This window comes from Marinomonas aquimarina, assembly GCF_900089755.1.
GTDB lineage: Bacteria > Pseudomonadota > Gammaproteobacteria > Pseudomonadales > Marinomonadaceae > Marinomonas > Marinomonas aquimarina.
This window is the reverse complement of the sequence record NZ_FLOC01000006.1, coordinates 38,704-59,606: the sequence shown is the minus strand read 5'-3', so window position 1 is coordinate 59,606 and position 20,903 is coordinate 38,704. Positions and strand designations below refer to the sequence as shown.

At 50.2% G+C, this 20,903-nt stretch carries 19 protein-coding genes; 11 read left to right on the top strand and 8 right to left on the bottom strand.

All coding sequences use genetic code 11. The features are described from left to right. Positions 1–284 precede the first annotated feature (284 nt). Both MAQ5080_RS06405 and pdxR read right to left on the bottom strand, forming a co-directional pair. Positions 285–677 carry a tetratricopeptide repeat protein gene (locus MAQ5080_RS06405; protein ID WP_067207870.1) on the bottom strand — a complete coding sequence of 131 codons (393 nt, stop codon included), beginning with the start codon at positions 675–677 and terminating at the stop codon, positions 285–287. Positions 678–757: 80 nt separating this feature from the next. Further along, a complete protein-coding gene (gene pdxR / locus MAQ5080_RS06400; protein WP_067207873.1) occupies positions 758–2,167 on the bottom strand; it encodes a MocR-like pyridoxine biosynthesis transcription factor PdxR in 1,410 nt (469 codons plus the stop codon). Between the two features lie 225 nt (positions 2,168–2,392). On the opposite strand from pdxR, the gene MAQ5080_RS06395 reads away from it, so the two are divergent. Then, the gene (locus tag MAQ5080_RS06395; protein WP_067207876.1) at positions 2,393–2,833 is read left to right on the top strand and encodes a TM2 domain-containing protein; all 441 of its coding nucleotides are present in this window, start codon (positions 2,393–2,395) and stop codon (positions 2,831–2,833) included. A 54-nt stretch (positions 2,834–2,887) separates the two neighbouring features. On the opposite strand, the gene MAQ5080_RS06390 is transcribed toward MAQ5080_RS06395, so the two are convergent. Then, positions 2,888–3,793, bottom strand: a complete 906-nt coding sequence (locus tag MAQ5080_RS06390; protein WP_067207879.1) for a choline sulfate utilization transcriptional regulator — start codon at positions 3,791–3,793, stop codon at positions 2,888–2,890. A 140-nt stretch (positions 3,794–3,933) separates the two neighbouring features. On the opposite strand from MAQ5080_RS06390, the gene betC reads away from it, so the two are divergent. The 6 genes from betC to MAQ5080_RS06360 all read left to right on the top strand — a co-directional run bounded on the left by betC (position 3,934) and on the right by MAQ5080_RS06360 (position 11,103). Further along, positions 3,934–5,460: a choline-sulfatase gene (gene betC, locus MAQ5080_RS06385; protein ID WP_067207882.1), complete on the top strand. Its 1,527-nt coding sequence runs from the start codon at positions 3,934–3,936 to the stop codon at positions 5,458–5,460. 113 nt (positions 5,461–5,573) lie between these two features. Next, a complete protein-coding gene (gene choX / locus MAQ5080_RS06380) occupies positions 5,574–6,512 on the top strand; it encodes a choline ABC transporter substrate-binding protein (RefSeq protein ID WP_067207885.1) in 939 nt (312 codons plus the stop codon). Between the two features lie 415 nt (positions 6,513–6,927). After that, entirely contained in the window at positions 6,928–7,866 is a 939-nt protein-coding gene (choX, locus tag MAQ5080_RS06375; protein ID WP_067207888.1) for a choline ABC transporter substrate-binding protein, read from the top strand. Between the two features lie 201 nt (positions 7,867–8,067). Next, the gene (locus MAQ5080_RS06370) at positions 8,068–8,715 is read left to right on the top strand and encodes a pyridoxamine 5'-phosphate oxidase family protein (protein WP_067207891.1); all 648 of its coding nucleotides are present in this window, start codon (positions 8,068–8,070) and stop codon (positions 8,713–8,715) included. 16 nt (positions 8,716–8,731) lie between these two features. Beyond that, positions 8,732–9,178 (top strand): GNAT family N-acetyltransferase, encoded by a 447-nt coding sequence (locus MAQ5080_RS06365; protein WP_067207894.1) that lies wholly within the window; start codon positions 8,732–8,734, stop codon positions 9,176–9,178. A gap of 185 nt (positions 9,179–9,363) precedes the next feature. Further along, a complete protein-coding gene (locus MAQ5080_RS06360; protein WP_067207898.1) occupies positions 9,364–11,103 on the top strand; it encodes a potassium/proton antiporter in 1,740 nt (579 codons plus the stop codon). Positions 11,104–11,146: 43 nt separating this feature from the next. On the opposite strand, the gene MAQ5080_RS06355 is transcribed toward MAQ5080_RS06360, so the two are convergent. Then, positions 11,147–12,487: a glutamine synthetase family protein gene (locus tag MAQ5080_RS06355; RefSeq protein WP_067207902.1), complete on the bottom strand. Its 1,341-nt coding sequence runs from the start codon at positions 12,485–12,487 to the stop codon at positions 11,147–11,149. A 188-nt stretch (positions 12,488–12,675) separates the two neighbouring features. Between MAQ5080_RS06355 and MAQ5080_RS06350 the strand changes: the two genes are divergently transcribed. Further along, positions 12,676–13,953, top strand: coding sequence for an NAD(P)/FAD-dependent oxidoreductase (locus MAQ5080_RS06350; protein ID WP_067207905.1), 1,278 nt, complete (start codon positions 12,676–12,678; stop codon positions 13,951–13,953). 71 nt (positions 13,954–14,024) lie between these two features. Further along, a complete protein-coding gene (locus MAQ5080_RS06345; RefSeq protein ID WP_067207909.1) occupies positions 14,025–14,681 on the top strand; it encodes a TetR/AcrR family transcriptional regulator in 657 nt (218 codons plus the stop codon). A 174-nt stretch (positions 14,682–14,855) separates the two neighbouring features. Here MAQ5080_RS06345 and MAQ5080_RS06340 read toward each other — a convergent pair whose 3' ends face one another. Continuing rightward, positions 14,856–15,527 carry an AbiV family abortive infection protein gene (locus MAQ5080_RS06340; protein ID WP_082861048.1) on the bottom strand — a complete coding sequence of 224 codons (672 nt, stop codon included), beginning with the start codon at positions 15,525–15,527 and terminating at the stop codon, positions 14,856–14,858. A gap of 389 nt (positions 15,528–15,916) precedes the next feature. Between MAQ5080_RS06340 and MAQ5080_RS06335 the strand changes: the two genes are divergently transcribed. Beyond that, positions 15,917–16,174, top strand: a complete 258-nt coding sequence (locus tag MAQ5080_RS06335) for a type II toxin-antitoxin system Phd/YefM family antitoxin (protein WP_067207912.1) — start codon at positions 15,917–15,919, stop codon at positions 16,172–16,174. A 367-nt stretch (positions 16,175–16,541) separates the two neighbouring features. Here MAQ5080_RS06335 and MAQ5080_RS06330 read toward each other — a convergent pair whose 3' ends face one another. From MAQ5080_RS06330 to MAQ5080_RS06320, 3 genes are all read right to left on the bottom strand, one after another. Continuing rightward, positions 16,542–16,874, bottom strand: coding sequence for a helix-turn-helix domain-containing protein (locus MAQ5080_RS06330; RefSeq protein WP_156731485.1), 333 nt, complete (start codon positions 16,872–16,874; stop codon positions 16,542–16,544). Positions 16,875–16,961: 87 nt separating this feature from the next. Beyond that, positions 16,962–17,537, bottom strand: a complete 576-nt coding sequence (locus MAQ5080_RS06325) for an AraC family transcriptional regulator ligand-binding domain-containing protein (protein WP_067207918.1) — start codon at positions 17,535–17,537, stop codon at positions 16,962–16,964. Positions 17,538–17,539: 2 nt separating this feature from the next. Next, positions 17,540–18,499 (bottom strand): hypothetical protein, encoded by a 960-nt coding sequence (locus tag MAQ5080_RS06320; RefSeq protein ID WP_067207921.1) that lies wholly within the window; start codon positions 18,497–18,499, stop codon positions 17,540–17,542. 305 nt (positions 18,500–18,804) lie between these two features. Between MAQ5080_RS06320 and MAQ5080_RS06315 the strand changes: the two genes are divergently transcribed. Next, positions 18,805–20,814 (top strand): phytase, encoded by a 2,010-nt coding sequence (locus MAQ5080_RS06315; RefSeq protein WP_067207924.1) that lies wholly within the window; start codon positions 18,805–18,807, stop codon positions 20,812–20,814. Positions 20,815–20,903 lie beyond the last annotated feature (89 nt).

Sequence of the window (20,903 nt, the reverse complement as noted above, 5' to 3'; positions counted from 1 at the left end):
GATGGGGTAAAAACTTGATTCTACCGAGATGATCATTAAACGGTCGGACAAAACACGCCAGATTTGCACCAAAATAGGTCGTTTTACTGGTTTCTTAGGTTACTCGCCAGCGCAGTAACATTATAAGTGAGATTAATGGGCAGGCGCACTGAACAGCGCTTGGCAGCGGATGAGCGCTGACGAAGCAATACTGGAAAACAATAGATAAGATATCGAAGTGGGCTAGTTTGCCCACTTTTCGATGCTATTAACGGCAGGTTTGAAGGGGTTCCGCTAATAATCGCTTACACAGGACTACGCTTGGAAGCGTATAAAATATCGTAGGCGTACACTTTGGTCAGGTTAATAAACTCTTGTTTCACGCTATTCAGCGCTTGCGTCACAATGCTGGTGATCGGGTTGCTTGGGGCAAAGCAGCATTGGAATCGACGCAACTCCAAACTTAGGGTGGAGTAGGTGTCGATTGCTTCTTCAAAACGCTCCAAGCGGCATTGAACTTCCGCTACTTTTAAATCGCTCAACACTAATGCGGACAACACCGCTTGGGTGTCATACCAGTGACCAAGTTGCTGTCGCGCCCGCGTTGACGCTTGTTGGTAGCAGGTGATCGCGACTAGATTGTCGCCCTGTTGAAAGGCTTGATTGCCCGCTACAATGTATTGCTTCCAGTTTTCCATCGGATACCTCCACGAAATTCAGCGCAAACAAATAATAACAATTCTCATTTAGATTTGTCCACACAAAGCTCGAATAATCCTTACAACTTCTCAGAGAGTGACTGGCACACCTCTGCGATACGTTTTATCCAAGCTTGTAACTGCTCTTCGGTCGGAGCCGAAAAGCCTAACACCAGTCCTTTTGGGGCCGTCTCCTGTTCAGCATAATGCTGCTGAAGCCAGGATAATCTTAGACCGCTCTGCAAACAGCCCCCGTTCAATTCACGACACCATTGCTCACTAGAAAATTCTTCTTTGACATAAGTCACTATGTGCAGGCCGCCATTTGGCTTGTGCCAAACGAACCAAGGATGGAGGTGTGCCGCCAGCAGCTGCAATAGATAATCGCGTTTCGCACGATAGTGACGCCGCATGCGGTTCAAGTGACGATAAAAAGCGCCATTGACCATAAAGTCTGCGACGACGGGCTGCAGCGTTTGCGAGGCAAATAGACCCAATTCCTTTTGGCTGTGGCGCAAGGCAGAAACTTGGCTTAAGGGCGCAACAATGAATCCTAAACGCAGCCCGCGGAACAATACCTTGGAGAAGCTGCCGATATAAAACACGCGCTCACAGGTGCCGGGGCGATGTTGCGCCGCCTGAAACCAAGGCTTAGAGAGGCCGCCTTGATATAAAAATTCGTTATCGTAATCGTCCTCTATGACAAAATTGTGACCGTCTGCCAGGGCATTTAACCAAGCGTCGCGGGTGGTCGGATTAGCACAAATACCCAATGGATATTGTCGGTTAGGCGTTAACACCGCAGCCCAAGCAAGCCTTGTGGTTGGCGGAGCACAGCCTTGCTCGGAAACGGGCAATACTTGGCACGTTTGTGCGGCAAAGCTTTCTCGAAGAGGAGGGTAAGTGGGGTTTTCCAGCAGCCATTGTTCAACATCGTCGGCTAACGTGTGCTGCAGTAGCGTTAAAGCATCATGGTTTCCCGCCACCAATAGAACTTGCTCCGGCACGCATTCCAGTCCGCGTAACGCGTACAGGTAATCACAAATGGCCCGCTGCAGGGGCGGATAGCCCGCTTCGTATTCGCCTTTTAACAACTTAGGATCTGGATTTAACCAAGCGCGACGCATACTGGCCGCCCATTTCTTGTTGGGAAACACGCTAACATCAACGCCGGAATCAAAACGCTCGTAGGAGGCATCCGCCGCTGTCTTGACGGCACGAGATCTCGGCGCTTGCAACAAGGTATGCTGGGCCACAAACACACCGCGTTTGGGCTGTGTGGTCAAAACCCCTTCGGCAATCAATTCTTCGTAGGCTTGCACCACCACACTGCGGGACACCCCCAGCATTTGCGCCAACGCCCGACTGGAGGGCAGCTGGTCGCCTTCCTGTAAACGCCCCTGATCCATCGCCATCAGCAACTGCTGACGCAGTTGCTGATAACGCGGCGTGCCGTTTTCCTCAAGGCTAAGAGAGAGGCTAGCGATCATCTGGTCTGGTCCTTATTAACCCTTTCCTATAAATATGTGCGCCAGAAGACTAACGAGCACTATCTATACACATTAATGACAAAAGATTGACATTAATATTCTGCTTGTGGGACAGTCATCCCGTTTGGCGTGCTATGGATAGCAGTATGATAGGATTTTCATCGCCAAATGGCTCCCGCCTACCCCTTTCATACTGCACATACCTAATCATGGAGCATTAAGGATATGAAAGGTAATATTTTAGAATTCAATGAAACGAGCCGCATTGCGGTTATCTCTGGCGCTGATGGCAACCGCTACAATATGGAGATCAGTGAGTGGAAAGGAAGTTCATTGCCAAAGTCTGGCATGGACGTCGATTTCACCGGTAGCGAAACGAACGCCTCTGCAGTATACCCACAAAGCAGTGCTTCTAGTGGTGAAAAACGCATTCCTGCGGCGATTTTAGCGTTTTTCTTAGGCACTTTTGGCGTACATAAGTTTTATCTAGGCTACAAAAAACAAGGCCTAATCATGCTACTGGTTGCGATCTTCGGAATTATTCTTGCGGGCATCCCAACATTGGTTATCGGTATCATTGCGTTCGTAGAGTTCATTATTTACCTACTTAAAAGCAATGAAGAATTTGACCGTACCTACGTAGAAGGCCAAAAAGGTTGGTTCTAATATCTGAGCCGTAGCGCACGGAAAAGTGCGCTACTTTAGCCTCAAGCACAGCGCTTAACATAAGCTTTGCTGGTGTAACCAATCCCTAAATTGACACACAATGCTGTTGTCTTCGCGGGCCACCGGCACCACGCTATAGTAACCATTAGAGGAATGGGTGACGAACTGTGGGAAGGCCAGCAGTAGCTCTGCCTCAAGCATATCATCCAGCAAAGAGCCCCAGCCTAACGCCACCCCTTGGCCCGCAATCGCGGCTTGCACCAGTAGGGTGTAATTATCGAATTCCATGACCGTTTGTGACGGCGACCAGAGCATATTGTGCTGCTCGAACAACTTCTCCCACACCATCCACTTTTCTTCTGGCTCCGCGTGCAGTTTTAACAACGGTGCACGGGTGATGTCTTCTAGCGAATCAAAGGGGCCATACTCTTCCAATAACTTCGGGCTACAGACCGGAAAGGCGACCTCATCAAACAGCTTTTGCGAGACAAAGCCTTTTTGTCCGCCATCGCTAAAAAGAATCGCTAGATCAATGTCTTGTAAAGCAACATCGGCGGTGCGTTGGGACGTATGTAGGCGAATGTCCACATCAGGGAATTGCTTACGAAACTCCGGCAAGCGCGGCATCAGCCAATAGGCGGCAAACGCAAAGTCAGTGGCCACATTAATGCGCGGCTTTTTCTGTTTGTTGCGAATAAAACTGATGACTTTGCGTATCTCGGTGAAACTCGACTGCGTCGTTTTAAGCAAGATATGCCCCTCATCGGTGAGCTCCACACCACGATAGACGCGACGAAATAAAGGCGTCTGCAAAAACGCTTCTAATGCTTTGACCTGCTGGCTAATGGCTGGCTGCGTCGTGCCCAGCTCACGGGCCGCGGCGGTAAAGCTTAAATGGCGCGCCGAGGATTCAAACACCACCAGCATTTGCAATGGCGGCATGTCGTTTTCTGAATACATAAGCTCAACTTATCCTACTCATAAAATTTCAGTCAGTTTACAGCATAAAAAATAAGGTTCAATCTAGTGTTCATAACGGATTCAGCACCAAAGGAAACATTAATCCAACTTATTTAATTGCGTTATTGGAGTGTGACACAATGTCTAACAAACAACCCAACATTTTATTTATTATGGCCGACCAAATGGCCGCTTCCGCGCTACCATTCTACGGCGGTAAAACAGCAAAAGTGCCGCACCTAGCCTCTTTAGCGGAACGTGGCGTGGTCTTCGACTCGGCCTACACCAACAGTCCTTTGTGTGCCCCTTCACGCTATGTACTTATGACCGGCCAATTGCCAACACGCATCGGCGCTTGGGATAACGCAGCAGATTTCCCTGCAGACATCCCAACGTTCCCTTACTACATGCGTGAGAAGGGCTATCAGACAGCGCTGTCAGGTAAAATGCACTTCTGTGGCCCAGACCAATTACACGGTTTTGAGCAGCGCCTAACGACAGACATTTACCCAGCAGATTACGGTTGGTTCCCAAACTGGGACGATCCAGACACACGCCCAACTTGGTACCACAACATGTCATCGGTGACCGATGCCGGCAAATGTGTGCGCAGTAACCAACTAGACTTCGACGATGAAGTGGTATTCCACGCCGAGCGCTACCTATACGACTACGCACGCGGCAAACAAGAGCGTCCATTCTGCCTAACCGTATCCATGACGCACCCACACGACCCATATGCGATCACGCAAGAGTACTGGGATCGTTACGAACACGATGAAATCGATCTACCGAAAGTACGCATCCCTGAAGCCGAGCAAGATCCGCATTCTCGCCGTCTACAGGACGTGTTTGCCTACTACGATCAAGAAATTACCGACGAAGACATCCGTAATGCGCGTCACGCCTACTACGGCGCCTGCAGCTACGTCGACGATCAGGTGGGCCGCCTATTGAAAGCCCTAAAAGACTGTAACCTAGATGAAGACACCATCATTGTCTTCTCAGGTGACCACGGCGATATGCTGGGTGAGCGTAACCTATGGTTTAAGATGTCTTACTTTGAAGGCTCCGCACGTGTGCCACTGATCGTGTCTGCGCCAAACCGCTTCCAGCCAAAACGCGTCAAAGAATCGGTGTCCACCATGGACTTGCTACCAACCTTCGTCGATTGGGCAACGGATGGTGCTGGCACAGAGTACGCCATGCCAATCGATGGTCGCACTCTAACACCTCACGTTGAAGGTAAAGAGGGCGGTCACGACGAAGTCATCGGTGAGTACTGTGGTGAAGGTGCCATTTCTCCATTGTTCATGATCCGTCGTGGTCAATACAAATACGTGCACTGTGCCATCGACCCAGACCAGTTATACGACCTTAACAAAGACCCACTTGAGCTAAACAACTTGGCCAAAGATGACAGTTACGCTGACGTGGTCAAAGCCTTCCGCGATGAAGCACTGCAACGTTGGGATTCGGATGCCATTACCGAGGCCGTGAAAATCAGCCAACGTCGCCGTCGTCTCATCGTTCGCGCCATGGGCGAAGGCGAAACCAATATCGCTTGGGATCACCAGCCATACTTCCCAGCGACAGAAATGTATATGCGTAACCATATTGATTTGGACGATTTGGAAGCGAAGTCTCGCTACCCACGAGTTGTCTAATGTCTAACAAGACGCGCCCTTTGGGCGCGTCTTTGCGTTAAATCGTTCGACCCAAAATAGTAGAAAAATCGATGTAAGACAGTCACAGCATTCACATCACGAGGAAACGATAAATGAAAACACTGAGCTTTAAAAAAACCATGCTCGCAACCCTTGTTTCAGTCACCGCTTCTGGCGCTTTTGCCGCTGTACCAGAGCAATGCCAAACCGTGACCATGACCGATCCAGGCTGGACCGATATTGGCGCCACCAATGGCTTAGCCACCACAGTGCTTGAAGCCCTAGGTTACCAGACGGATATCAAACTACTGGCGGTTCCAATTGGTTTTGAGAGCATCAAAAATGGTGAAATCGATGTCTTCCTCGGCAACTGGATGCCGGCACAAAGTGCCTTTATCGACCAATACCAAGACAACCTCGACATCGTTCGCACCAACCTAACCGGCGTTAAATTCACGCTGGCTGTACCACAATACATGTACGATAAAGGTGTGCATGACTTTAAAGACCTACAAGCCCACGCGAAGGACTTCGGTGAGCGTATCTACGGTATTGGAGCAGGCTCGCCAGCCAACCAAAACCTAATGAAAATGGTCGACACGAACGACTTTGGTTTAGGCGATTGGCGTATTGTCGAATCGGGTGAGCAAGCCATGCTGGCACAGGTAGCCCGTGCCGTGAAACGCGAGAAGGGCATTGTCTTCCTAGCCTGGGAACCGCACCCAATGAACGTTAACTTTGATCTGAAATACCTCTCTGGCGGCGATGAGTATTTTGGTCCAAATTACGGCGGTGCGACCATTCATACTGTGACCCGTAAAGGCTACGCCGCTGAGTGTGGCAATGTGGCTAAACTCCTGCAGAACATGGAATTTACGCTGGACATGGAGAACACCGTAATCTCTATGACGGACGAAGGCCTATCGGCTAATGAAGCGGCCAGCACATGGCTCAAAAACAATCCTACTGTGCTGGATACTTGGCTCGAGGGCGTCTCGACAACGTCTGGCCAACCGGGTCTAGCGGCCGTCAAAGGCGCGTTAGGCTTGTAACACAGCACACCTCTGAAACGCGAACATCTGTACCTATGTTGCCCATCTTCGGATGGGCTTTTTTAGAGTTCTAATGGTCAGAGCTGTTACCTTATTTTACTCACCCAAACCCTCTAATCTTTTGCCATTGAACAACCTTAGCAAACAAAGGTCACTCGCACCAACCCCCAATTAAATCACGCTAAATGCCATTAAAATCGGCAAAAAGCGCAGCATAAGCCGACATAAAAACTTCCAGCATCGCGCACTTTCTATGACAAAAACTATTTGTACTTGCCAATCGATGGTTAAAAACTGTTATGGTATTTGCATACAGTTCAAAATGTTCTCAACGTCTTCACTAAAAACATAACTCACAAGGACGGTGAAAATGTTTTGCCAACCCAGTCAAAACAGCACATTCAAAAGGAACACTATGAAGATGCCAGCACTGAAACACACTCTACTTGCCACCATTGTCACTGCGGCTGCAGGCAGCAGCTTGGCAGCCGTTCCAGAACAATGCCAGACCGTCACATTGAGTGACCCGGGATGGACTGACATCACCGCCACCAATGGCATCGCTAGCACCGTTTTGAACGCCCTCGGTTACCAAACCGATATCAAGTTACTGGCGGTCCCGATCACTTTTGAAGGGCTAAAAAACGATGAAATTGATGTCTTTTTAGGCAATTGGATGCCCGCTCACCAAGCGTTTCGCGAGCAATACCAAGATGACTTAGATGTGGTTCGTAAAAACCTAGAAGGCGTTAAGTTTACACTCGCCGTGCCAGAGTATGTCTATGACGCCGGCGTGCAGTCATTTGCCGACTTGAACCGCTTTGCCAAGGAATTTGGCGAACGTTTTTACGGCATCGACGCTGGCTCGCCCGCCAATCAGATTCTCACCAGCATGATAGAGGACAACGCCTTTGATTTAGCCAATTGGCGGGTCGTGGAGTCCGGCGAGCAGGGCATGCTGTCACAAGTGGCACGCTCAGTAAGACGGGAGAAGTTCATTGTCTTCCTAGGTTGGGAGCCACACCCAATGAACGTCAATTTTGATTTGAAATACCTACCAGGTGGCGACGAATACTTTGGCCCAGATTATGGCAGCGCCACCATCTATACCATTACCCGTCAGGGCTATGGGGAAGAGTGTACTAACGTCGCTCAGCTGCTGGAAAATATGCAGTTCACCCTAGATATGGAAAACACCGTTATCGCGATGACGGATGAAGGCAGAACACCAGTCGAAGCCGCCAATGAGTGGCTCGGCGAACACCCAGAGATTCTGGATAGTTGGCTAGAAGGGGTAACAACCACCTCGGGCGAGCCTGGCTTAGCAGCGGTGAAACAAGCGCTGAGCATGTAATTGTTTTAGCCACCATTTTCCTAAAAGCCCATCCTCCGCGATGGGCTTTTTGCGTTTTACGACGCTTTCAGCCAGCAAATCATCTGGACTGGTTAAAAAGTTTAAAACTGGTCATTTTTAAACAACCCAATAGCCCCTACGCTTAGTTTAAATCGTCTTCGCGCTTTCCTATGAAGACGACACCAAGACAAGGATTTAGACATGAGTGACTCGTTGCAAACACCCACTAGCACCGTCAAAAGAGGTCCTAAAAGAGCCCAATACGATGTTGCAACCGCTTATCAAATCATAGATGAAACACTACTGTGCCACATTGGTCAGCAGGTCAATGGCCAAGTGTTCGTCACACCCACTTTTCACTGGCGTGAAGGGGAATACCTGTATTGGCATGGACACAGCAAAGCCCGCAACACCCACGGCGCGGTGAAAGAAGCACAAAAGGTCTGCATCAATATCTGTGAATTGGATGGCTTAGTCTTGGCACGTTCGGCCTTCCATCACTCCGTCAATTACCGCTCGATGACCTTATTTGGCACTCCAGAAGTAATTGATGATTACGCCGAAAAAGTGCGCCATTTCGAGCTTTTTATCGACAAGGTTTCGCCTAATCGTTGGTCTCAGCTACGCCCCGTGACTGAACAGGAAGTACTCGCCACCGGCCTAGTTCGGATCAAAATCGACGAAGCTAGCGTCAAATTGCGTGCCGAAGGCGTAATTGACGATGAAGCGGATATGGACTGGCCAGTCTGGGCTGGCGTGATGCCCGTAGCGAAACAGTGGCAGCCACTGGAACAAGACATGGCACAAACCACAGATTACCCAGAACCCGAAGCACCTCTAGCTAATTAAATAGGACAGTAAACAGATGGATATGATTCAAGCCAGCCTTAATGAATTAAACGAAACCGCGGCGTTATTCGATGCTTATCGCCAGTTTTATGATCAAGCTGCTGACCTAAGCGCAGCCACCACCTTCATCGAGCAACGTCTTACGCAGCGGGACTCTGTCATTTTTCTCGCTCGAGATACCGCGGGGGAAGCCGTTGCTTTTGTGCAGCTTTACCCGTCCTTTTCATCGGTGGCAATGAAGCGAACATGGATCCTCAACGATCTGTTTGTCAAACCGAGCAGTCGTCAGCAAGGAGTCGCGAAAGCGCTGTTACTGCATGCCGAACAGTTTGCCAAAGCCAGCTCGGCCCAAAGCATCCGTTTGGCCACGGCCGTTTCCAATCAGCCAGCCAAAGCGCTGTATGAAGCGTTGGGCTATGCCAAGATGTCAGCGTTCGATCATTATTCGAAAAGCCTTGGCTAAGATCACTGTTACAGATGGCGGCTGCGCCTCAGTCTGTTTGCGACGGCCCCATCGCCCCCCCTTAAATAGGGAAATCAGTGCGATTTCATTTCTCCGCACTTTGAACTTTGCAGCAGTTTTCATAGACTGAAAGTCTATGCCTAGGACATAAAGTCAGCGGCGATCAGTGACGGAATCAAGCGCCTATGACCATCGAAATCTCTAGCCAATATATCTTCCTCGCTGGGGGGGTGGCACTGCTCAGCATCCTCGCCAGTGTGCTGTCCCGTCGTCTTGGTGCCCCCTTGCTTCTGGTCTTCCTACTCGTGGGCATGTTGGCCGGAGAAGATGGCATCGGCGGCATTGAATTTCATAACGCGGGGCTCGCGTTTCTGTTCGGTAACCTCGCCTTAGCCACCATTTTGCTGGACGGTGGTTTGGGCACGCGGCGTGAGTCCTTTGCCATCAGTTTACGACCAGCATTTCTGCTGGCCACGGTGGGCGTACTGCTGACCGCCGGAATCACTGGGGCAGCGGCCTATTGGCTGCTGAATTTGCCCTGGCAAGAAAGTCTACTGCTCGGTGCCATCATTGGCTCCACGGACGCGGCCGCAGTATTTGGCTTGATCCGTAATGCCGGCCTGCGCATCAAGGAACGTACTGGCGCCACCCTTGAAGTGGAGTCCGGTGCCAACGACCCGATGGCGATCTTCTTAACCATCACCTTAGTCAGCTTGATTTCCTTTCCTAATCAAGGGCTTGGCTGGCCATTACTGACCGAACTGATACAGCAAATGGGCTTGGGCCTGACGCTGGGTATCCTTGGCGGTCAATTACTGAAGTATTTGTTACCTAGGTTACAACTGGCTAGCTCCCTGTACCCGCTATTGGTGACCAGTGCTGGCCTAAGTATCTTTGGCATCACCAACCTCTGGGGCGGCAGCGGCTTCTTAGCCATCTATATCGTCGGGGTCATCCTAGGTAATGCCCATAACATGCCCTACAAACGCGATGTGCACCGTTTCCATGATGGCATGGCGTGGCTCAGCCAAATAGGCATGTTCTTGATGCTGGGCTTACTCGTCACCCCAAGCGAGATTGGTCCTGTGATTTTACCAGCGCTGGCCATCGGTGCCGTGCTGATCTTTATCGCCCGCCCGATTGCCGTCTTGGTTTCCTTGCTGCCATTTCACTTCCCATGGCGTGAACAGGTGTTTATCAGTTGGTGTGGCCTGCGCGGTGCCGTGCCGATCATTCTCGCCATGTACCCCTCTTTATCGGGCATCGAGCAGACTCAGATTTACTTCAATCTGGTGTTTGTCGTGGTGATCATGTCCTTGGTACTGCAAGGCTGGAGCATTCCACAAATGGCCCGTTGGCTGAAGGTCGAACTGCCCGACAAAGAGGCCACCCCTAAGACCTTTAGTCTCAGCTTTGAGGATTATCACAACCGCCATATTTTGGTGTATGAAGTGCCGTCTGACGGCGACCTGATCGGCTGCTCGGTGGAGTCGTTACCCTCAACGCCTTTCTCGCGCCCCATGGGCGTGATGCGTGGAGGCGAACTATTAGCCGACATCAGTGAAAAACTCTGTGCCAGCGATAAAGCCGCGTACTTCTCGCAGTTGGAAAATGACTCTGAGCTCAACAGCTATTTCACCCCTGGGCAGAAAATGCAGCGCACGTCGATGAGCGAGTTCTATGGCGACTTTGTGGTCAACAGCGATGCGAAAATGAAAGATTTGGCGTACATCTACTTCTTTAAAGTGGAAGACGCCTATCTGGACTTTAGTGTCCGAGAGCTGTTCTTAGACAAGTTCCATGGCCGTGTGGTGATCGGTGACCGCTTGCGCTTTGGCGAGATCGAGCTCACGGTGCGAGAGTTTGAAGGCCATGACATCAGCAAGTTTGGTTTGAAAATCGTACGTCCCAAGCATTCGACTTAAGCCTAAAACAGCCCGCATAGAGCGGGCTGTTTTCTTTCGAACGTTAAACATTAAGCAACAGATGCTCACGCTCCCAAGAGCTGATCACACGGTTGAAGGTTTCGAATTCACTGCGTTTGACCCCCATGTAAGCGCGTACAAAATGCTCGCCCATGATTTCGCATAGCGGCGCGCATTCTTCTAATAGGCGCAGGCCTTCTTCCAGAGTACGCGCGATTTCTACCTCTTGGTTCTCTGGCGATTCATTGCCTTGGATCGGATCGGTTGGGTAGAGCTCTTCTTTCATGCCCAAGTAGCCACAGGCCAAGGTGGCCGCAATGGCAAGATAAGGGTTGCAGTCCGCGCCCGGGAAACGGTTCTCTATACGTGTTGCTTCGGGCACAGAATAGGGCACACGCAGCCCCGCCACACGATTATCAAAGCCCCATTGCATATTAATCGGCGCGGCCATTTCGGGCGAGAAGCGGCGATAGGAATTCACATTCGGCGCAAAGAAACTGATCGCATTCGGGGTGTATTTCTGTAGACCGCCCAAATAGTGATAGAAGCGTTCGCTGGGCTTACCCTGGTTGTTAAACACGTTCTCACCGGTTTCTGCGTCCAGCAAACTTTGGTGAATGTGCATGGCGCTGCCCGGTTCGTCTTTCATAGGTTTGGCCATAAAGGTGGCATAGACCCCATGTTTCATGGCCGCTTCGCGCAAGGTGCGCTTGAAAACGAATACCTGATCCGCCAAATCCAAGGGATCACCATGAATAAAGTTAATCTCCATCTGCGCCGCACCGGACTCATGGATCAAGGTGTCCACATCCAAATCCTGCGCTTCACAGTAGGCGTAGAGGGTATCAATGATGGAATTGAACTCATTGACCGCATCAATACTGTAAGAGCGGCGTGAGGTCTCACGCTTGCCAGAACGGCCTGCCGCAGGCTTAAGTTCGTAATCTGGGTCGGTATTCGGGTGAATCAAATAGAATTCGACTTCCGGCGCAATCACCGGTTTCAAGCCTTCAGCTTCGTACAAGGCCAAGATATGGCGTAAAATGGTACGACTCGCCAACGGATGCAGATCCCCGTCTGTGGTGTAGCAGTCGTTGATCACCTGCGCCGTCGGTTCATCTGCCCAAGGCACCATGCGTAAGGTCTTAGGATCCGGCTTTAACATCATGTCACGGTCACTGGCATCAACAATTTCATAGTGGTTATCGGCCCAATCACCGGTGACGCTTTGCACCAGCACGGTTTCCGGGATACGGCCTGTTTGCTCCGCTAAAAACTTAAACGTCGGGTAAAACTTCCCCCGCGCATTGCCCGTCATATCCGCGAGGGTCGACTCCACCTCTGTGATGGCATGCTGTTTTAAAAACGCTTCTAGTTCGGTCATAACTCACCTGCACCTTGCTGTCTGACAGACGACCTGCGCGACAGTAAATTTCCATTGCGATCTTGCTTGATTCGATTATGCTTTGCTCATAAACCGAACAATACGTCGGTTTGAAAGTATTTTAGTTTAGTCGCGAAAGCAATACTTTGTGAAACCGCTTTGCATCGATTTAGCGCCAGGAGGCCCATGTGAGCCAAGCGACATCGTCCTATTACGACGCCACGGCCAAAGGCCGTAACACCTTTGCGCAACTGGTCGGTGAACAGCAAACGGATGTTTGCATCATCGGCGGCGGCTATACCGGCACCTCGGCGGCACTGCATCTGGCCGAAGCAGGCTTTAGCGTCACCTTACTGGAAGCCAATGACATCGGCTGGGGCGCCTCAGGCCGCAACGGCGGGCAAGTGTGCCAAGGCCATAATATGAGCCACCAAGAGATGCAACAACAGCTGGGTAAAGCAGCTGCGGACGCCTTATGGCAAGCGTCCATCGACTCAGTTGACTTAGTTAAAGACCTAGTACAGCGTTTGCAAATCGATTGTGATCTTACCCCGGGGGTGTTGCACGTCGCTTACAAGAAACGCCACTTAGAGCACATCAAACAAGCGGTCGACTACAAACAAACTGCTCTGCAATACGATAAGGTAAGCTTTCTCTCGGCCCAACAAGTGGCCGATAAGCTGGGCACCGAGCGCTACTTTGGTGGCGAATGGTATGCCGAGGGTGCCCATCTGCATCCGCTCAACTTTGTGCTTGGACTCGCCAATGCCGCACATGAGCAGGGCGCCAAGCTGTATCAGCAGTCGCGCGTCACCTCTTATCAAACAGGTCGCCAGTGCCTAGTAAAGACCGATCACGGCCAAGTCCGCTGCCGCTATCTGGTGTTTGCCTGCAATGGCTACTTGGGCCATTTAAATGAGCCCGCGGCGCGTAAAATCATGCCGATTAACAACTTTATTATCGCCACCGAGCCGTTACCGGAAGCGCTTACAGAACGCATCAACCCTGAACGCATTGCCGTGGCAGACTCCAAGTTCGTAGTCAATTATTACCGTCTATCGCATGATAGGCGGATGCTCTGGGGGGGTGGTGAGAACTACAGCCCACGCTTCCCAAAAGACATCGCAGGCTTTGTGAAAAAGCATATGCTGGAAACCTACCCCGAGATAGGGAGCTTTAACATTGATTACGCGTGGGGCGGTACACTGGCGATCACCCTCAACCGCATGCCCTATATCGCCCGCCAGCAAGACAACGTCTTTGTCGCACAGGGCTACTCTGGCCACGGCGTCGCGCTCGCCACCTATGCTGGCGCCAGCATCGCCAAGGCGATAGAAGGGCAAGAAACTGATCTACAAACCTTTGAACGCCTGCCGTGCAAAGACTTCCCAGGGGGCACCTTACTGCGCTGGCCGGGGCAAGTTGCAGGTATGCTGTATTACGCGATGCTCGACCGCTTGCCCTAACGTATTAGTACTTTAAAGCGATATAATGTGAATATTCACCAACCTGTTACTCAAGGAATCTATTGATCATCATGGCCAAAACCAGCAACGCCCAAAAAGCCATGCAACCGGTCTCGCCACGTAGCGAGCCGATGCAATCGCGCTCGATCAAACGCACGCAGCAGATCCTTGAAGTGACCAGCGAACTGCTGGAAAGCGTCGGCTTAAACGACCTCAACACCGCCTTGATTGCTCAGGAAGTGGGTATTTCCGTCGGCTCTTTGTACCACTATTTCCCCAATAAACAGGCGATCCTCTACGCCATGGGGCAATCTTGGCTCGACAGCATCGAAGAGGTGCTGAAGGAAATTCAGGACTGGCCTTTAGAGCAAATGCCCTTAGCAGAGTTTATCGATCAAGTGATAGACACCAACTTACAGACCTATCGCAAACAGAAAGCGGTACTGCCTTTGGTGCAAGCCATGTTCTCCGTGCCCGAGCTACGCGCCCTCGATGAGCGCCATGATGAAATGGTCATCGCGCAGATGTCGAAAGTGTTTAAACGCATTGGTTTGAAGAAACATATCCGCGAGCGGGAACGTATTGCCCGTCACTTCTTAGAAGTCACCCATAGCAGCTATCTAGTGGTGGTGAATCAAAATCCACAGCGCGCCGCGCGTACTTTGGCGGATTTGAAACTGATGCTGAATTGTTTGTTAAAGCATCATTTGGGTGGGTTGGGCGAGTAGTAGCTTTTCGAGTTTTTTAGGTTTGCGAGGCTTGGGGATTGAAGAGGTTGCAAGATCGTGAGGATGCAAGGCCGTTGGGGCGCTAGACCATGCAATTCAATTGGCTTGCGCAATTCTCGTACCTCGACCGCGTCTGCGCCAATTAAACGCATGGTATAGCGGTGGTGGGGATTTTTATGATCCTCCAATGAATTCATCAAAAGAAATAGCCTCTTCTTTTGTTAACCCCTCATCAACCATTTCACTAAACCAAGCTTTCTGGGCTTGCTTCATATCTGACATAGAAGACTTCCAGACAGGCTTCATGTGTTTTATCCACAGCTCAATTTCTTTTGTTTCATATTTCCGACCTGTACAAAGAATACGCGCTACCTTTAGAAGGTTTGCCGCTGCTACATGATCAATTATTTGAGAAGGTACTGACCAATGCTTCTCCCCTAGGCAGTCTGTATAAAAACCTATTTGCTTTAGGTCATCTAAAAGGGCAGGCATCTCATTTGCCTCAGAAAACAATTCAGAAAACTCACTAAGTTTTTCATGGCCTTGAGCTACTAAGAAAGGAAATGAATACAGCACATTCTTTTGTGTGTGAGTCCGATAGGCCTTCCATGAATCTTTAACATCTTTCCCATCTCTAGCTACAGCAAGCCCTCGTAAAATCGATACTTTCCCTGCTTCTTCAATAGCTAGTATGGCTAAGGAATGTGCCGTCGGATAACTCCCAATATCAAAGAGTGTTTCTGCATCATGAAGTAAACGAATTGCATTTTCTTGCGCGTAATTCATGCCATCACAAATTTCTTTAGCACTAAGCGTATTTTTCCATTGCTTCAGATTCTTACTCAAAATTACTCCTTTAAAGGCTATATCCCCATCAATTAAAACTACTATACAGCAGGTTCAAATAACTTAATTGAGACAATTTTTATACTAAGCTGTCTATAGCTTCCCGCGCGCAGAGCGTTCCTACAAGGCAATCATGCTTAGAGATTCCATGCGTTTAATCCGCGCTGACGTGTCGAAGCAAAGGCGTTGCGCAAGCGAATTGAATTGCATGGAAGCTCATGCCTACAAAAGCTGGGATAGCAGCTAATTGTCGCTGAGGATGCTGACTCGCTCCCCGAACGGAGTCGGGTCGTACATGATCCTCAATTATCTAGAAACTGCTTTTATTAATTCGCTCTAGGCTGAAAATCGACGTATGCTTTCTGTGTAATTAGAAGAGGGCTTTCTTCATGAGAACGATGACGGTTAAAGAAGCTCAAAACTCACTTCCTGAGTTGATTGATCAGCTGAACCAAGACAATGAAATTATCGAAATTCAGCATGAAGCTGACAATGTCGTGATGATGTCGAGCCGACACTATGAAAGCTTACAAGAATCTCTGTATTTACTGTCTCAGCCGGGCTTTAAAAGCGATTTTGAGCGATCAGTGAAGGAAGCAAACGCGGGAATCACGAATAGCTTTGAAGACGTTTTCGGGAAGTCCTGAGCCTCATATCATTCCTCTTTATTGCTTCAGAGACTGCAAGCTCGCTCCCCGAACGGAGTCGGGTCGTACGAAGAGCAACACATAGATCCGAATTAGCGGTCTTATCCAGAGATTCCATGCGTTTGATTCGCGCTGACGTGTCGAAGCTGAGGAACGAAGCAAAGACGTTGCGCAAGCGAATTGAATTGCATGGAAGCTCCAACCAGCAGAAATGAGGCGAAGCTCCAACGAGAAGAAATTAGGCGAAGCTCAGCTGATTCAAACTGCTTACCATCTAGGATTCTGACTCGCTCCCCGAGCGGAGTCGGGTCGTACATTCCCGCGCACAGCGCGGTCCTACCAATTGAAATCGGGTCGTACGAGTGGTTTAGCCCGCTAGGATCCAGCGTTTCATGGCACGACGTAGGTTGCTGGTGTCGTAGAAGTTCAGCAATTCGGCCACTTGCTCGGTGCTGTAGCCGAGCTTTTGCGTGTAGTGATAACTGACTAAGCTGCGCAGCTGATCCACTTGTTTTTGGTAGCTGGTGCCGTGGGATTTGAGCTTACGTTTGAGAGTGGCAGGGCTGATGTTCATTTCATCGGCGAGTGTTTCAAGTGATGGCAAACGCTGTAAATCTCGCTGTAACCGTTGCTGAATAAAGCCTAAAAAGCTGACAGGCAAATGTGACACCTGCTGCTGGCTAAATTGAAACAGGCTCATGGAGGCCTGTGGCAGCGGTTGCGATAGCATCGCTTTGGGAATGCTCAAACACCAGCGAGGGCGATCGCTGATTACCTGACTACGTGCTCAACGACTTTGGCATTCTGCCAACATGGACTCAGGCAAGGCCGGTACCTCAAATTGCCAGAGGCTATCACCCAAGCTAGGATCCAGCCAAAGCAGTACCGAACGCAGTGCTTCCAACACACCAATCGCCGCCAGATTAAACTCCATCGGCGCTAATGCCGAGCCACTATCGAAACAGTACAGATGCCAATGATGGCCGCTGGACAAGGCTTGCAAATGCAATAGCGGCGACCACAAGCTTTGGCTAGCAAGCAAGTAATTCAGCGCTTGCTCAACCGTCGGTGCATAGACCAGACCGATTCCGTGTTGCTGCAAACTGCTGGGCAAAAGCTGCTGCCCCAATAACAGGGGTAAATCGGGGCGTGAAATAAACAGGCTGGCATTGCGGTACAGCTGAGCCAGCTGCCATGGTGCCAGCTGTGTTGTGGGACAATATAGATCCTCAGAAAACAGCTTAGTCTTGCGTAGCAGCACATCCATAGGGCACGCCTGCTGCACTGCCAAGTCCGCTAACTGTAGCGCTCCAGCCTGTAATGGCACCGTGACGTCTTGCTGTTCACACCAGCCTTTTGCCATGGTTAAACCACATGTACCGTGGTGATTGACTGGCGACTTTCGATATCGTCCGTAAGGCTCGCCAGATCAGATTGAACCTCTCGCACTTTTTGGCGCAAAGCGGCGTCAGATAACGTATTTTCCAAGATAAGCGTTTGCGAAGTCACTGCCAACATCGTCGCCTGTTCATGGCCCTGACCACGAAAACGCATCGCTCTCAGCAAGAGCACCACATCATTAATCTGCTCTTGGGCAATCGGCGTCGGTGATAGCAGGGCATAACCCTCACCCGTCAGATGAAACGCTTGGAAGGTGCTGGGCACGTTCCACAATAAAACCTCTGCGACAAGGAAACGTAATTTGCTCAAATCGCTAGCAGATAAAGGCAGCTGGTTACGGTTTTCTGGCGTGATGCGCAGCAATACTAACGTCGCCTCCTGTTGTGAGCTGTCTTGAATGTGCTTAGTTAAACAGGGCCATTGCGGCAAAAAGCTGTCTTGATGCAGGGAAAAGTTGTTTTGCAGTGTGTTGGCACGTTTTTCCAGAAACACGCTTAACTGGCGCTGCTCGCGGTACCACAGGCACAAGCCGATCACCAACGAGAGTAAACCAATCGGCGCTGACTCGATCCATTTATCCCACAGCACAACGGACGGCAGCGTCACGATTTCATCCAACATATCTTGGAAGCTTGAGGCACACAGTCCCAAAAAGCCAAACGCGAGCCAGTTGGTAATAAAGCCCGGTTCACGGGTGGCTAGCACAATCAACATCCAGACCACCATAAACAACGCCAAACCGCCTTCACCCATGATGTCTAACCACACCCAATCCGCTTTTGGGATCACACTGCCCGACGCTACGTTAGCGGCGACAATGCCCAGCATCATCAAAGGTAGCAGCAACAGCCAGGGCCAATGACGACCTAATAGCTTGGCAAAGATAAAGGTGTGGACGGTGAAATAATTCAAATAGCGGTACATGGAACTCTCCTTCGGATGGCCAGTTTGTACGCGCCTCCTGTGACACTTATATGACAAGCAAAGTCCGATCAGCTCACTGAAGAGCGTTTCTTGGTTATAAAAAGCGCCAACCGTTTAGAAAAGTACCGATAAAACAAGGATAAAAGCCGATAAATAGCCGCCAAAAAGCTCAAATCCCTTAAAAAACGCCAAATTAGACAGCCTGCAAAGGCCACTAAAAATTCTTGTCATAAATTTGCCATACAGGTGGCCTACAGTGCCGCTCATTCTTGTTTTACAACCACGTTTATTCAACTGGAGCTTATATGCCTCGTTTTCAACACACCCTGTTAGCCACCGCACTGATCAGTGCCAGTGCCGCGCACGCCACCATCACTTCGACCAGCTACGAGGACATTGCTGACAGTGCGGTATGGCAGTCTAAAGATGCCAAACAGTCACTACTCATCAGCACCCTTGAAGGCGATGGTATCGCCGTGTACGACGCCTCAGGCCAAGAGGTTCAGCATATTGAGGGTATCGAAGCACTGGGGGCAGACGTGCGTTATGGGCTGCGCTCAAAAGACGGCCAGAAGATCGACCTCGTAGCGGTAGGCCTACCAGATGAAGACGTAATTGCGTTCTACCAAATTAATGGCAAGGCAAAAGCGCCTCTGACAGAAGTAGGGCGCTTGCCGCTTGAAATCACGCCAGAAGGCGTCTGTTTAGGGAAAAACGCCACATCAGGTGACATGTTCGTCGCAAGTTACGACGAAGACGGCAACCTAGTGCAATACAAGCTTAAGTTTGATGGCAAACAAGTCAGCAGCGCGATTCAACATGACGGCAAGCCGACGTTTGTCCGTGCGATGAATGTCGGTGGCGAACTGAGTGGCTGTGCCATGGACGATGAAACCAACACCTTGTACGTGGCAGAGCAGAATGTCGGCGTTTGGGTCTACGGTGCCGATCCAGAGAACGTCAAAGACCGCGCCTTGCTTGATGTGGTTGCGCCACATGGTCAGTTAGAAGAAATTGAAAACCTCGACATCGTTTATCAAGCACATGGCAAAGGCGCCATCGTGATCGCCGATGAAGGCCAAGGCTTTGTGCTATACGATCGAGTGAGCCATGAATTCCTTGGTAAGTTTGATATTGAAGGGGTTGAAGAAGGTAAACTAGTCAGCGCGTCCTCTCAGCAGCTTTGGATCGGTAATACCGAGCTAGATGAACCGGTTTATCAAACTCTGTCTTGGGCCGAACTTGAAACGCTATCAGGTTACAAAGCGGAAAATACCTTGTCGCCACGCGAGCTTGAAATCAAAGGCGTGGAATTGGTTCGCGCCCATGGCGAAACCAAAGCGGTCGACAACGATGGCGACGCAGCGGACGATCCAGCACTTTGGTACAACGCCGAATCCCCAAAAGACAGCCTGATCATCGCCACCAATAAAAAGGGTGGTTTAATGGCTTATGACTTACAAGGTAATGAAATCCAATACCTAGAAGGCGGCAAACCAAACAACGTCGATATTCGCCAAGATGTGGCAGACTCTGAAGGCAATACAATCGCACTAGCAGCCGCGTCAAACCGTAAAAAGAACACCGTCACGCTGTACACCATTGACGGCTCAAGCACACCGATCAAACCACTACCAGCGACTCAAGGTACGGTTCATCCTGAAGCATCAGAGCTGCTTTCCAGCGTCGATGAAGTCTACGGTCTATGTATGTCTCGCGGCGAAGACGGCACGCCTTATGTCTTTGTGAATGGCAAAGACGGTCACATCGAACAATGGCGTATCAGCGTTCACAATGGCGAAGCCCTCGGTAAGGTCGTACGTACGCTCAACGTACCATCACAGCCAGAAGGTTGTGTTGTGGATGATCGCACGCAAACGTTATATGTGGGCGAAGAAGATCACGCGATCTGGGCGTTTGATGCCCGAGAAGACGGCAGCATAGAAGGTAAAATCTTTGCCAAAGTAGACGGCCAACATCTAGTAGATGACATCGAAGGTCTGACGCTTTACCAAACAAACGAGCAAAACCTGCTGATCGCCTCAAGCCAAGGTAACAACACCTATGCGGCGTTTGATCTAAATGACCAAGGCAAGTTCGTGAAAAGCTTCGCCATCATTGGTGATGACGAGCGCGGCACCGATGGCGCAACAGACACGGACGGCATCCACGCCGTGTCACAAAACCTAGGTGACGAATTCCCTCGCGGTTTGTTCTTAGCGCAAGATTGGAACAACATTGATCGCCAATACAAAAGCGAGAACCAGAACTTCAAAATCGTCGACTGGCGCGATATTCAAGCGGTTTTGAAATAAACCTGATTTAAATGATAAAAAGCCGCTAGTTCTAAGGAATTAGCGGCTTTTGGGTTCCCGCGCACAGCGCAGTCCTACAAAAATGACGT

What these genes read in the sequence shown, in the direction of transcription:
- MAQ5080_RS06360 (WP_067207898.1), top strand. Translation starts at nt 9,364, where the DNA reads ATGACCATCGAAATCTCTAGCCAATATATCTTCCTCGCTGGGGGGGTG.
- pdxR (WP_067207873.1), bottom strand. Translation starts at nt 2,167, where the DNA reads ATGATCGCTAGCCTCTCTCTTAGCCTTGAGGAAAACGGCACGCCGCGT.
- choX (WP_067207888.1), top strand. Translation starts at nt 6,928, where the DNA reads ATGAAGATGCCAGCACTGAAACACACTCTACTTGCCACCATTGTCACT.
- MAQ5080_RS06325 (WP_067207918.1), bottom strand. Translation starts at nt 17,537, where the DNA reads ATGGCAAAAGGCTGGTGTGAACAGCAAGACGTCACGGTGCCATTACAG.
- MAQ5080_RS06330 (WP_156731485.1), bottom strand. Translation starts at nt 16,874, where the DNA reads ATGAGCCTGTTTCAATTTAGCCAGCAGCAGGTGTCACATTTGCCTGTC.
- MAQ5080_RS06390 (WP_067207879.1), bottom strand. Translation starts at nt 3,793, where the DNA reads ATGTATTCAGAAAACGACATGCCGCCATTGCAAATGCTGGTGGTGTTT.
- MAQ5080_RS06345 (WP_067207909.1), top strand. Translation starts at nt 14,025, where the DNA reads ATGGCCAAAACCAGCAACGCCCAAAAAGCCATGCAACCGGTCTCGCCA.
- MAQ5080_RS06315 (WP_067207924.1), top strand. Translation starts at nt 18,805, where the DNA reads ATGCCTCGTTTTCAACACACCCTGTTAGCCACCGCACTGATCAGTGCC.
- MAQ5080_RS06335 (WP_067207912.1), top strand. Translation starts at nt 15,917, where the DNA reads ATGAGAACGATGACGGTTAAAGAAGCTCAAAACTCACTTCCTGAGTTG.
- MAQ5080_RS06355 (WP_067207902.1), bottom strand. Translation starts at nt 12,487, where the DNA reads ATGACCGAACTAGAAGCGTTTTTAAAACAGCATGCCATCACAGAGGTG.
- MAQ5080_RS06370 (WP_067207891.1), top strand. Translation starts at nt 8,068, where the DNA reads ATGAGTGACTCGTTGCAAACACCCACTAGCACCGTCAAAAGAGGTCCT.
- MAQ5080_RS06365 (WP_067207894.1), top strand. Translation starts at nt 8,732, where the DNA reads ATGGATATGATTCAAGCCAGCCTTAATGAATTAAACGAAACCGCGGCG.
- choX (WP_067207885.1), top strand. Translation starts at nt 5,574, where the DNA reads ATGAAAACACTGAGCTTTAAAAAAACCATGCTCGCAACCCTTGTTTCA.
- MAQ5080_RS06405 (WP_067207870.1), bottom strand. Translation starts at nt 677, where the DNA reads ATGGAAAACTGGAAGCAATACATTGTAGCGGGCAATCAAGCCTTTCAA.
- betC (WP_067207882.1), top strand. Translation starts at nt 3,934, where the DNA reads ATGTCTAACAAACAACCCAACATTTTATTTATTATGGCCGACCAAATG.
- MAQ5080_RS06395 (WP_067207876.1), top strand. Translation starts at nt 2,393, where the DNA reads ATGAAAGGTAATATTTTAGAATTCAATGAAACGAGCCGCATTGCGGTT.
- MAQ5080_RS06320 (WP_067207921.1), bottom strand. Translation starts at nt 18,499, where the DNA reads ATGTACCGCTATTTGAATTATTTCACCGTCCACACCTTTATCTTTGCC.